The sequence below is a fragment of the Haloarchaeobius pelagicus genome (genome assembly GCF_051207375.1).
GTDB lineage: Archaea > Halobacteriota > Halobacteria > Halobacteriales > Natrialbaceae > Haloarchaeobius.
Genome location: NZ_JBPJZD010000001.1, coordinates 1,508,230 through 1,520,381, shown reverse-complemented (window position 1 = coordinate 1,520,381; position 12,152 = coordinate 1,508,230). Strand labels below are relative to the sequence as shown.

Below are 12,152 nucleotides of genomic sequence, written 5' to 3'. Positions count from 1 at the left end.
TCAATCACCCGCCACGAACGGCGTCAGCTCTTCCATCACCGATTCCATTCCCTCCTCGTCTTCCGGTGTCACCATCGTGGCCTCGCGTTCCGCGGGGGCCTTCGGGATGGGGTCGACCGAGGAGACGATGGTCGGCGAACCGTCCAGCCCGACGAAGTCGGGGTCGAGGTTCAGGTCCTCGTGGTTCCACATCGTCAGATGGTCCTTGAAGTTCTCCGCGCGTTTCGTCGTCTCCTCGCGCAGGTCCTTCAGCCGCAGCCGGTGGTCGGCACGGCGGTAACTCGGCTCGAAGTCCGGGTCGGTCACGACGAAACACGGCATCGGGGCCTCGACGGTCTCTATCTCGTCGACGTCGCCCTGGACGAGTCGCTTCGCCCGGAGCGTGCCTTCCTCCTCGTCGATGTCGAGCGAGACCACGTGGGTCACGATGGGCCAGTCCAGACACCAGCAGGTCTGCGGGCCGGTGTGGCCCGTCTCCCCGTCCGCGGTCTTGAAGCCCGCGAACACGATGTCCGGCATCTCGTCCATGTGCTCCATGGCGGTCCCGAGCGTGATGGAGGTCGCCCAGGTGTCGGCGGCCGCGAACTCGCGGTCGGACACCAGGACGAGGTCGTCGGCGTACACGTCGCGCATCCCCTCCTCGAGGATGCCCTCGTAGCCTGGCGGCCCCATCGACAGCAGTGTCACGTTCCCGCGGTGGCGGACCTTCGTCTGCAGCGCGGCCCGGAGCGCGAACTTGTCGTTCGGGTTCATCACCGTGGGTGTTTTCCCCCGTTCGAGGTGGCCGTCCTCGTCGAACGACACTTGCCCCTCACGGAAGTCCGGCACCCCCTTCGTCATCACAGCGATGTTCAGCGTCATGTTGGATTATGCGCGCCCCTGGCGTCCGGCGTCCACGTCGATGGCGTCGACCGGGCAGACGTCCACACACAGCATGCAGTCGATGCACTGGGCCTCGTTCGCCGGGTCGGCCTTGATCTCTGACTCCGGATGCCCCGGCGTGTCCACCCATTCGAACACGTCGACCGGGCAGTCTTCCAGGCATGCACCGTCGGCGAGACAGATGTCGAAGTCGACGGCGACGTGGGTCCCGTGGATTCCCAGGGTTTCCGGCTCGTCAACGGGTCCCCACACGTCGTGTCCGCTGTGTTCGTCGACTACCTCGCGGTTGTCCTCGAAGTTTGGGTCAATGGCCATTGTCAGCTAGTGCCATAGGACGGTGTTGTCTTAAATCTACGTTCGTGCAATTCACCGCCACCCTGCATTTTCCACCCTGTTGGGGAGTGTAGTATTCTCTCTCTGGACGACCTGCACCGGGTACTGTCCGACCCCATGACAACTCATGGTCGCTCGCTATTTCGGCTTCCAAGGACACCCGGCGCACTGGAGGAAAGAACCATGGGACGGAACCGAGTAGGGTTGGTATGGTTATCGCCTCCACGGTGGGGAGCGTCGACGTCGCCCTGCTCGCCGCCATCGTCCTCCTCGTCGTCGGCGTCATCGGTAGCGCCGTCCCCTCCCTACCCGGCCCGCTGGTCTCGGTCGCCGCCGTCGCCGGCTACTGGTACTTCGGCGACGGCCTGGGGACGTTCGCGGCCATCGCGCTCGTCCTCGTGGGCCTGTTCGCGGTCGCCGCGGACCAGCTCGCCGACGTGGTCTCGACCCGGGCCAGTGGCGCCTCCTGGACGACCACTGCCCTCGCGGGCATCGTCGGCTTCGTGCTCCTGTTCGTCGTCGGTCCCATCGGCATCATCCTCGGCGTCGCGGGGACCGTCTTCGCGGTCGAACTCTACCAGAAGGGCGACCGCAACCACGCGGCACGCGCCGCCGCCTACACGACGGTCGGCATCCTCGCCAGCATCGTCGTCCAGGTGTTCCTGACGGCCTCGATGCTCGTCGGATTCCTCCTCGCCGTGTTGCTCTGACTGGTCGGCCGGCTCCCAGGTCCGAAACCCGGACAGTCAGGCGATTCCCCGACTTTGCTCTTGCCCACTGGCGTGTTATCTTCTAGCATGGATAGTTCCGACTCACCACGAGGCCATCTCACTCGACGTGCCCTCCTGCGTGCTGGGTCGGCGACGGTGTTACTGCCGTTGCTGGCCGCCGCGCCGGCCGCGTCGAGCCACGAATCGACCGCGGGACGGGCCATGCTCGACCTGCTCCCGACCGAGTTCCCCGGGTTCGGCGAGCCCGCCGAGATTCCGGTTCCGGCAGGCACGCAGCTCCTGCCACGGTCCCCGCCGGTCGGGGCCGCCGCGTTGCACGTCTGGGGGACGGACGAACGCGTCGCACTCGCCGGCGTCGTCCTCCCGCGAACCGACCGCGACCTCGTCGCGTTCCTGACCGAACTGGGCGGCGAGGCCGCCGACCTCGGGGTGACGCTCCTCGAACTCGGAGACGGTGGAATGGCCGTCAGTGACAGCGCAACCGGGTCGACCCCGGCTGACGCCCACATGGTGGTCTGGCGGCAGGGCACGCTGGTCGGGCTGGTCGGCGCGATGGGACGTCGCCGCCGTGGCCGTCCCGTCACCCGACGGACGGTACTCCGCGTCGCCCGCGAAATGGAGGCGCAGTTCCGCGAGACCGACCTCGACTTCGTCCGCCGGGCCGTCGACCGGACTCCCCGGGGAGCGCGCCGGCCCCGGCGGGGACGCTCCATGGCGGTCTCGCCCAGAAGCGGGTCTTCCGTCCCTGCCCTGTCCGTCCCTGCCGGCCTCGGTGCCGGGCTCACTGCCTTCTCCCTCCCGGCGTCGATGGCCGTGAATCCGTCCACCCGCCGGTACGGGTCGTCCAGTCCGGCCCTCCGACCGGACGTGACCCGTGACGTCCGCCGGCCACTCGTGTTCCAGGGCTCCGAAATCGGCGACGTGGACCTCCGCATCGAGTTGACCGACCTCGGCCCGTGCCCGGCCGAGGCCGAGACCACCTGCGTCGTCGAGTCCCCGAGAACCCCCGACGAGTTCGAGGGACCCGACGAACCGTCCGAGCCCGGTGGACCGCGGTTCGGGGACGGCATCCGGGGCCGTCGCCCCCCGTCTCGGGGACGACCCCCGCGCCGTCGGCCACCCCACAGACCCGAGTGGACCGACTACCCCGAGAGCGACCCGGGCGTGTTCGAACCGCCGGAGTACGGCCCCGGTGGCCGGTACGGGCGCGTCCCGCGGACGCCGCGCACCCCGCAGGAGGGGCCACGCTGGCGTCCCGCGGACGATTCCGGCCTCGGGCCGTCACCCCGCTACCCGAGCGGCGCCCCCGGCCAGGGCGTCGCGTACGGTGTCGGTGCAGGCCCCGCCGCGTTCACCGACAGGACCCGGCAGTTCGTCCCCGGCGAGCAGGTCACCCCCGGGGAGCGTGTCCCCTGTCGGAAGACCAACGTCAAGGTGTGGCTCGCGCGTCTCAGCATCCACGCGGATGCGACCCGCCCCGACAACTACGACCCCGACGGCGACGAGAGCGGCTGGGGCGACATGCTCGCCGCGAGTCGCGTGGCCATCACGATGACCTGTGGAGCCGCGAAGACCACCGAACGCTGGTGGATAAGCCACGAAGAACTCGGTGACATGATGCGCGGGACGGAGCTGAAACCGGACGTCCTCATCGCCGAGGAGGACGGTGCCTGTCGGTGCCCCGCCCCCGACCGTCGCAAGGTCGTCATCGACTACGAGGTTGCCCTCTACGACAACGACGCCGGTGCCATCGGACAGGTCCTGTTAGCCATCCTCGAGGCCATCCTGGGGCTTGGCGAATCGGTCCCGACCGATGCGGCGACCAAGAAGAAGGTCGAAGCAGCCAAGAAGGCCGTCGAGAAGCTCGAAGACCTCTGGACCGACGACCCGAAGGAGGTCCTCGACGTGCTCGACAAACTCGATTCCAGACGTCGGCCGACGGTGGAACAGGTGTTCGCCACCACGCACCAGAACGCGGAGCTCCTCGGGAAGGCACACGACACCGTCGTCATCGACGAGTAGCGGCGACCGGGCCATCGCCGTCTCACTCGGTCCAGTGCCACCGGACATCACCGTCGATTCCGTTCCAACCGGCCAGTATTTCTATTACAGTCGATACACACTCTGTCATAACGACACCTTGTGCGTCATGCAGTCGGTGCCCGGTGCACCGGTCGACGCCACCTGGGGGGGTGGGCGGGTGTCCGCCAGACAGCAGATGCGCTTCGAACTGACGCCGTACACGATTCCGCTGTTCGTTTCCGCTGGGGTGGCGGCCATAGCGGCGGTGCTGGCGTGGTGGAAGCGGTCGGAACCTGGTTCGAGGGCACTCACACTGTACCTCGTCGCAGTCGGCGTCGGCTGCATCACCTACGCCCTCGACATCTCGTTCGTCACACCAGGTGCCAAGTTCTTCTGGACGCGACTCGCGATGGTCGCGATGGCGGTCACCGGCTCCGCCTGGGTGTACTTCGCGCTGCAGTACACCGGGCGCGAACAGTGGGCCAACAGGCAGACCAGGTTGGTGCTCGCGGTCGAACCGGTCGTCCTCACCGTCGCCATGTTCGTCCCACGGTTCCAGCCGTTGGTCTTCACCGCCCCGACCGAACACGGCGTCGGCCCGTTGAGTTCGGCCAGCGTCGAGATCGGTCCCCTGTTCATCGGCCACTTCGTCTACATCACGGTCACGATGTTCGCCGCGACGTTGCTGTTCGTCCAGCTGTTCCTCCAGGCGCGACATCTCTACCGCGCACAGGCGACCGCCATCCTCATCGCCGCGCTCGTGCCCTGGGGTGGCGTCGTCATCCGGATGCTCGGGTTCGCCGGCGACGTCGACGTGAGCCTGTTCGGCTGGGTGTTCTCCGGCAGCGCGATGGCGCTCTCGCTCTACCGGTTCCGGCTCATCGACCCCGTCCCGACCGCCCACACGGCCATCGTCGAGGACATGGGCGATGGGATACTGATGCTCGACCGCGACGGCCGCATCGGCGACGCGAATCCGACGGCCAGGCGACTCCTCGCCACTGGAGATGACTCCCTGACCGGGACGCCGATTCAGGACCTGTTCGCGGAGTGGGACCGTATCGAGCAGACCGGCGAGGACGAGTGGTACGAACACGCTGTCACCGTCGACGGCGACCGGCGGTTCCTCGAACTGCAGACGTCCGCTTTCTCCGACCACCACGGCCGCGCTATCGGCGAACTCGTGGTCGTCCGGGACGTGACCGACCGGACCCGCCGCGAGCACCAGCTCACCCGGTACAAGACCGTCTTCGAGTCGGTTCGGGACCGTGTGTACGTCCTCGACAGCGACGACCGGTTCACGATGGTGAACGAACCGCTGGCGTCGCTGCTGGGGTACGAGCCAGCCGACCTCGTCGGCGAACCGTTCGAGACAGTGCTCCCCGAGGGCGAATCGCCCCTCTCGAGTGATTCCACCGCGGCGACCGACGGCGGCGTCGTCGAACTCACCGTCGAGACCCGTGATGGCGAAGCGCTCCCCTGCGAGACCCGAATCGCCCCGATCTCGCTCGACCGCGGCGAGTCCGGCGCGGTCGGCGTTATCCGGGACATCTCCGAGCGCAAAGCGGTCGAACAGAGCCTCGCCGAGACCACCGACCGGCTCCAGACACTCGTCGAGGCGTCCCCGCTCGCCATCGTCGGGACGTCCCGCGATGGCACGGTCGAGGTGTGGAACGAGGCCGCCGAGGAGACGTTCGGCTGGTCGGCCGACGAGGTCACCGGCGACACCTTACCCATCGTCCCTGCCTCTGAACGGGAGCAGGTTCTCGCCGACCGCGAGCGCGTCCTCGACGGTGAGGCGCTCACGGGCATCGAACTCCAGCTCCAGCGCGCCGACGGTTCGCACATCGACGCCAGCGTCTCGGTAGCGCCCGTCTCGGACACTGCGGGCGAGATACACGGCGTGGTCGCCGTCGTCGCCGACGTGACCGAGCGCAAGGAGCGCGAACGGAAGCTCCGGCGGCAGAACGAACGCCTCGACAAGTTCGCCGGCATCGTGAGCCACGACCTGCGCAACCCCCTGATGGTCGCGTCCGGCCACCTGGACCTCGTCGAGGAGACCGGCTCCCAGGAGAGCATCGACCACATCCGGACGGCCCACCGGCGCATCGAGCAGATAATCGACGACGTGCTCACGCTCGCCCGCGAGGGTCGAGACATCGACGACCCGCAACCGGTGTACCTGCCGACGGTCGTCGACCGCGCCTGGGCCACGACCGACACGCGGAACGCGACCCTCACCGTCGGCGACGACCTCGGGACCGTCGACAGCGACCCCTCGCGGCTGCTCGAACTGTTCGAGAACCTGTTTCGAAACAGCGTCGAGCACGGCTCGACGAGCAATCGGACGGCATCGAAGTCCGATGACAGCGTAGAACAGGGGGGCGACTCCGTCGCCGTCAGCGTCGGGTCGCTGGATGGGCAGGCGGGCTTCTACGTCGCCGACGACGGCCCCGGAATCCCCGAATCCGACCGGGAGGGCGTGTTCGATACCGGGTTCACCACCGCACACGACGGGACCGGCTTCGGCCTCTCCATCGTCCAGACGGTCGCCGAAGCCCACGGCTGGTCGGTGTCGGTCACGGAAAGCGAGTCCGGCGGGGCGCGATTCGAGTTCCGCGAGAGTTGAGCAGCGCTACTTGTGCGCGAAGTACGCGACGGAGCCGTCTTCCTCGTGGGCGTCGACACGGGCGAAGCCGACGCGCTCGAACTGCACCATCGCGTCGACCGGCTGGTCGGCGAAACCGGGTTCTGCGTGGCCGGAGACGACGCCGTCCATGGTCCACAGCTCGACCGGGACGTTCTCCTCGACGGGGACCCAGTGGATGACGTCGACGCCCTCCTCGCGGACTGCCTCGATGTCGTCGCCGGTGTACTGCAGCGCGTCACGCGTGAAGCGGAAGCAACCCAGGCCCTTCAGCCAGATGCGCTCCTCGCGCTCGGGCAGGTCGTCGGGCTCGACGAGGACGGCCGACCCGACCGGGATGTCGCGGTCACCGCGGTCCTCGTGGTCCGGGTGGACCGGCGGGTGGCCGGCCTCGGGTGCGCCGCCGACGATGGCGAGTTCGGTCCCCTCACGCACAAGGAACTGGCGGTCCGCCGTGTCGTCGATGTGGTCGCGGTTCTTCGAGTAGACCGTCGACATCGCGAGGTCCACGTCGCTCGTGGACGTGCCGAGTTCGAGCATCGACTCGACGATGGCGTCGCCGCGGATGCCCCGGCGGCGCAGGCTCTTGATGGTCGGGGCACGCGGGTCGTCCCAGCCGTCGAGCTTGCCCTCGTCGATGTACTGCTTGATGGTCGACGTGGACATCTTGATGTCGTAGGCGTCGACCTGCACGTGGCCCCAGTGGACGACCTCGGGGTACTCCCAGCCGAAGTAGTCGTAGAGGAAACGCTGGCGCTTCGCGGAATCCTGGAGGTCGATACCGCGGATGATGTGGGTGATACCGACCAGATGGTCGTCGACGCCGGACTGGAAGTCGAGCATCGGCCAGCAGCGGTAGTCCTCGGCCGCCTCGCGCGGGTGTGGCGTGTCTATCATCCGGAAGGCGACCCAGTCACGCAGGGCCGGGTTCTTGTGCTCGATGTCGGTCTTCACGCGCAGGACCATCTCGCCCGAGGAGTACTCGCCCGCCACCATGTCCTCGAACTCGGCCATGGTGGTCTCGCCGTCCTTGTCGCGGTGCGGGCACGGCTTTCCATTGTTCTTCAGCTCGGAGAAGTCCTCGCCGGAACAGGAGCAGGTGTACGCCCCACCCATCTCGATGAGCTCGCGGGCGTGCTCGTAGTAGGTCTCGACGCGGTCGCTCGCCTTGAACACCTCGTCGGGTTCGAATCCGAGGTACGCCACGTCCTCGAGGATACCCTCGTAGGCGTCGAGGTCGGGCCGTTTCGTCTCCGGGTCCGTGTCGTCGAAGCGGACGCAGAACCACCCATCATAGAGGTCCTTGTACGTCCCGATGACGGCGGGCATCCGGGCGTGCCCGAGGTGCCACGGGCCGTTCGGGTTCGGCGCACAGCGCATGCGGACCTGATCGTACGCCTCGACGTTCGGGAGGTCCCCGAGCACGCGGTCGTCCTCCTCGTCCTCGCTATCGAGTTCCTCGAGCATCTCGGGCGCGAGCTCGCCAAGTCGCTCTCGCTTGCCTGCGAGGTCGAGGCCGTTCACTCGGCCACAGACCTGCCCGACGATACCGGGAATCTGGTCGCCGTGCTGGCGGAACTCGGGGTTGTCGCCCATCAGGGGACCCATGACCGCCCCGACGTTCGCCTCGCTCTCGTGCTTGATGGCGTTGAACAGGGCGTGTTTCTCTGCCTCCTCTTCGACCTGCTCACGGAGTGCATCGTCCATTACCCCCACGTACTCCGAGGGGCGTCAAAACAGTCGTGATGTTTCGCCGCGTCGCCGCCGAACCGCGTTCCACTATCGTCGCCGCCGTCGTTGCCTGTCGACCATCTCGGGATACGCCATGGTACGACACTCGTTGCGCCAGCGCCAACTGGCGTTCGCCACGGACACACCGGTCCTCGCTCGTTCTACTGGGTCGCGGACTCCGGGAAAGTCCGCGTGTTGAACACCCGCTGTGCCACCAGCGAGTCCGACATGTCGCCGTTTCGCCACCGCTTCACCCACGACGCCTGGATCTGGTAGGAGGTCGCCTGCTCGGCGAACCGGTCACCGATGGTCGCCCGCAGCGTCTCCGAGGGGCCGTCGTGTGCCACGATGAGGCCGTACGCCGAGATGACCGCCCCGATCTCCTCGCGGGACTCCGCGCGGGAGGTCGCCTGTGAACTGTACTCCAGGTCGACCCGGCCCTCACTGAACGTCATGCTCGTCACCTGCATCGCGTACTGCTCTTCGAGTATCCACCGCAACTCGCCGAGACTGCCCTCGCCGTCGTCGTTCGGGCGTTCCGGTTCGATCTGGGAATCGCCGCCGAGACAGCCTGCCAGACCGAACGAGACGGCCGCCGCGCCACCGGCGAGCAGCCGTCGCCGCGTCGTGCTGGTGTGGTCCTGTGGCATACCTACCGGTAGCGAGGGAGACCCACTAAAACCGCGCACGGTTTCGAGCGCCGATTCAGCGCTCGACTCAGCATCTGAGTCGTGCCGGAAAGTCGGAGACGGAACCCAGACGAGTCAGTAGCCGCGCTCGATGAGGTAGTCCGCGATGTCACACAGCAGGTCGCGCGCCTCGTTGTCCGGGAGGCATTCGAGGCGGTCCTTGCCGCGCTCGACGAGTTCGCGCGCCTTGTCGTTGGCGTACGCGATACTGCCCGAGTCTTCGAGTGCCTGGACGGCCTCGTCTATCTCGGCCTCGGTCACGTCCTCGACGCTGTCGGTGTCGACGAGTCCGTCGACGTCGATACCCTGCTCGCGGGCGTGGACCGTGATGAGGGTCTGCTTGTTCTCGACGAGGTCGGAGCCCCGTTGCTTGCCGAGTTGCTCGGACGGGACGGTGAGGTCGAGCACGTCGTCCTGTATCTGGAAGGCGCGCCCGATGTCGAGCCCGTAGCCGTAGAGGGCGTCGACGGTCTCGTCGTCCGCCGAGAGCAGTTCGGCGGCGATGGCCGCCGAGGCAGCGTACAGGACCGCGGTCTTCTGCTCGACCATCTCCAGGTACTCCTCGGGGAGCACCTCGGAGCGCTCCTCGAAGGCTACGTCGAGGCTCTGGCCCTCGCAGATCTTCGTACAGGTCGATGCGAGCGTGTCCATCGCCGCGACGACCTGCGAACTCGGCGCGTTCGCGTTGAGCATTATCTCGAACGCCGAGGAGTACAGCGTGTCACCGGCCAGGATGGCGGTGTCGAGGTCGAACTCCTTGTGGACCGCCGGCACGCCGCGCCGGAGGTCGTCGTCGTCCATGATGTCGTCGTGGATGAGCGTGAACGTCTGGATGACCTCCACGCTCACAGCGGCGGCCATGAGGTCGACCGGCTGGTCCGCCAGCGAGGGGAACTCGCGGTAATCCGTCGACAGCGGCTCGACGTCCATCAGCGCCTCACCGACGACCAGCAACACGGTCGGTCGGAGCCGTTTGCCACCCGCGTCGAGCAGGTAGCGCGAGGCTTCCCAGAGGCGTTCCGGGCGCTTTATGGGCATCTCGTCTTTGATGCCCTGGTTGACGAGGTCGCGTCGCTCGCCAACCGCGTCGAGCACGGTCTGTTCTCGCGTCTCGGGGTCTGTCATCATTCGGTCAGCTGTATCATGTTCCCGTTCCGGGTCACGTGAAGGTCACGGCCCACCTTGTACCCCTCGCTCTCTGCGAGGTTGACGTAGCCGGAGAAGCCCTTCATGTCCTGGTGTGCCGGGATGATGTGCTGGGGCTGGAGTGCGTCGAGCATCTCGTAGTGGCCCTCGCTGTTCAGGTGACCGGAGACGTGGATGTCGTCGTAGATACGAGCGCCCTGCATCCCCAGGAGCTTCTCGGCCTGGTAGCGCTGGCCCTCGTTGGTCGGCTCCGGAATGACGCGGGCGGAGAAGACGACCTTGTCACCGTTTTCGAGCTGGTACGGCGTCTCGCCGCGGGCCATCCGGGTGAGCATCGCGCGCGGCTCGCCCTGGTGGCCCGTCACGATGGGCAGGAAGTTGCCCTTGCCCTCCTTCATGACCCGCTTGAACGTGCGGTCGACGGACTTGCGGTGGCCGAACATCCCGAGGTCGCCCGGGAAGTCGACGAAGCCGAGTCGTTCCGCCGTGCCGGAGTACTTCTCCATCGAGCGCCCGAGCAGCACCGGCTGGCGGCCGATGTCGCGGGCGAACTCGACGAGGGACTTGACACGCGCGATGTGGCTGGAGAACGTCGTCGCGACGATACCGCCCGAGTAGTCCTCCATGGAGTACAGCACGTCCTTGAGGTGGCGTCGTGCGACGGCCTCGGAGGGCGTGCGGCCCTTCTTGTTCGCGTTGGTACAGTCCTCGATGTAACAGAGGACACCGTCGCCCTCGCGACCGATCTCGCGGAAGCGGTCCATGTCGATGGGGTCGCCGATGACCGGCGTGTGGTCCATACGCTTGTCCAGCCCGTAGACGACCGCGCCCTCGGGCGTGTGGAGGACCGGGTTGATGGCGTCGATGATGGAGTGTGTGACGTTGACGAACTCGAGTTCGACCTGGCCGGAGTCCCCGATGGACATCGTCTCGCCGGCGTCCATCTTGATGAGGTCGTTCTCGACGCCGAACTTCTGTTCACCCTCGATCTGCTGTTTGACGAGCTCGATGGTGAACGGGGTCGCGACGACCGGCGCGTTGTAGCGGTGCGCCAGCTTCGAGATTGCCCCGATGTGGTCGAGGTGGCCGTGTGTGGGGACGATGGCCTGTACGTCGCCCTCCAGTTCGCTCATGACCCGGTCGTCCGGGATGGCCCCCATGTCGATGAGGTCCAGGCTGTGCATCTTTTCTGTCTCGACGTTGTCGTGGATGAGGACCTGGGACAGGTTGAGTCCCATGTCGAACACCACGACGTCGTCGCCCGCGCGGACGGCAGTCATCTGCCGACCGACTTCTTCGTAGCCGCCGATGGTTGCGATTTCGACTTCCATTGTTGGTAGCACCGAAATGCCGCGTCTCGGTATGTAAAGACCCGCGACTGGTCGGGACACTCGCCCCGGCGTCTTGCAGCACGTCGGCGTGAATCCCGCTATGTGGTGGAGATACGCGGTCAGGAAAGGACCGACGGCGTGAGCCGTGACCCCCACCACACTTACCCGCGGGGTCTGTTGTTCGCTCTTTCAAGCCCTGGGCTTAAAAGCGCGTGGGTTGTGTCTCGCCCGGGGGCGGAATCGGCGGCGACTGCCGGGTCGTGCCCCACCGGAACGTGCGACCTCTCCTCACACCACGGGCGTGCACAGACTTAATGTTCGGTAGGACTAGACACGGCCATGGGAGAGTGTGCGTACTGCGGGACAGAGCCCGAGGGCTTCCCGTACCGGTGCAACGAGTGCGAGGAACTGCACTGTGGCACACACCGACTACCGGAACGACACGACTGCCAGGGCCTCGCGCGCGTCGCCGACCGCAAGTCCGACCAAAAGGTCTTCATCGGGCAGTCGTACAACCAGTCCGAACGGTCCCACGGCGACGGGAACGTCATCATGAGCGCCCTCGACTCCCTGCTCGGCCCGTTTCGACGCTTCCGGCGCTGAGAGACCGTGTAGGTGGACGCTTTTTCCCCTCAGGGGA

Annotated in this window: 10 protein-coding genes; 4 read left to right on the top strand and 6 right to left on the bottom strand. The window is 66.8% G+C overall.

The features are described from left to right. Complete coding sequence (locus ACSC1S_RS07990; protein WP_435364595.1) at positions 1-840, bottom strand: electron transfer flavoprotein subunit beta/FixA family protein; 840 nt, start codon at positions 838-840, stop codon at positions 1-3. Positions 841-867: 27 nt separating this feature from the next. Continuing rightward, the gene (locus ACSC1S_RS07985) at positions 868-1,197 is read right to left on the bottom strand and encodes a 4Fe-4S dicluster domain-containing protein (protein WP_261651277.1); all 330 of its coding nucleotides are present in this window, start codon (positions 1,195-1,197) and stop codon (positions 868-870) included. 227 nt (positions 1,198-1,424) lie between these two features. Here ACSC1S_RS07985 and ACSC1S_RS07980 point away from each other — a divergent pair, with 227 nt between their 5' ends. The 3 genes from ACSC1S_RS07980 to ACSC1S_RS07970 all read left to right on the top strand — a co-directional run bounded on the left by ACSC1S_RS07980 (position 1,425) and on the right by ACSC1S_RS07970 (position 6,597). Continuing rightward, complete coding sequence (locus tag ACSC1S_RS07980; RefSeq protein ID WP_435363859.1) at positions 1,425-1,925, top strand: DUF456 family protein; 501 nt, start codon at positions 1,425-1,427, stop codon at positions 1,923-1,925. A gap of 87 nt (positions 1,926-2,012) precedes the next feature. Next, positions 2,013-3,968, top strand: a complete 1,956-nt coding sequence (locus ACSC1S_RS07975; protein WP_435363858.1) for a hypothetical protein — start codon at positions 2,013-2,015, stop codon at positions 3,966-3,968. A 127-nt stretch (positions 3,969-4,095) separates the two neighbouring features. Further along, complete coding sequence (locus ACSC1S_RS07970; protein ID WP_435363857.1) at positions 4,096-6,597, top strand: PAS domain S-box protein; 2,502 nt, start codon at positions 4,096-4,098, stop codon at positions 6,595-6,597. A gap of 6 nt (positions 6,598-6,603) precedes the next feature. On the opposite strand, the gene ACSC1S_RS07965 is transcribed toward ACSC1S_RS07970, so the two are convergent. The 4 genes from ACSC1S_RS07965 to ACSC1S_RS07950 all read right to left on the bottom strand — a co-directional run bounded on the left by ACSC1S_RS07965 (position 6,604) and on the right by ACSC1S_RS07950 (position 11,512). Further along, entirely contained in the window at positions 6,604-8,322 is a 1,719-nt protein-coding gene (locus tag ACSC1S_RS07965) for a glutamate--tRNA ligase (protein ID WP_435363856.1), read from the bottom strand. A 185-nt stretch (positions 8,323-8,507) separates the two neighbouring features. After that, the gene (locus ACSC1S_RS07960; protein ID WP_261651272.1) at positions 8,508-8,996 is read right to left on the bottom strand and encodes a DUF8159 domain-containing protein; all 489 of its coding nucleotides are present in this window, start codon (positions 8,994-8,996) and stop codon (positions 8,508-8,510) included. A gap of 114 nt (positions 8,997-9,110) precedes the next feature. Then, on the bottom strand, positions 9,111-10,160 hold the full coding sequence (gene idsA3 / locus ACSC1S_RS07955; RefSeq protein WP_435320241.1) for a geranylfarnesyl diphosphate synthase: 1,050 nt from the start codon (positions 10,158-10,160) through the stop codon (positions 9,111-9,113). Then, positions 10,160-11,512, bottom strand: a complete 1,353-nt coding sequence (locus ACSC1S_RS07950; RefSeq protein ID WP_435363855.1) for an RNase J family beta-CASP ribonuclease — start codon at positions 11,510-11,512, stop codon at positions 10,160-10,162. Before ACSC1S_RS07950 ends, idsA3 begins: the two co-directional genes overlap by 1 nt. 339 nt (positions 11,513-11,851) lie before the next feature. On the opposite strand from ACSC1S_RS07950, the gene ACSC1S_RS07945 reads away from it, so the two are divergent. Continuing rightward, positions 11,852-12,115: an AN1-type zinc finger domain-containing protein gene (locus ACSC1S_RS07945; protein WP_435363854.1), complete on the top strand. Its 264-nt coding sequence runs from the start codon at positions 11,852-11,854 to the stop codon at positions 12,113-12,115. The last annotated feature ends 37 nt before the right edge of the window (positions 12,116-12,152 follow it).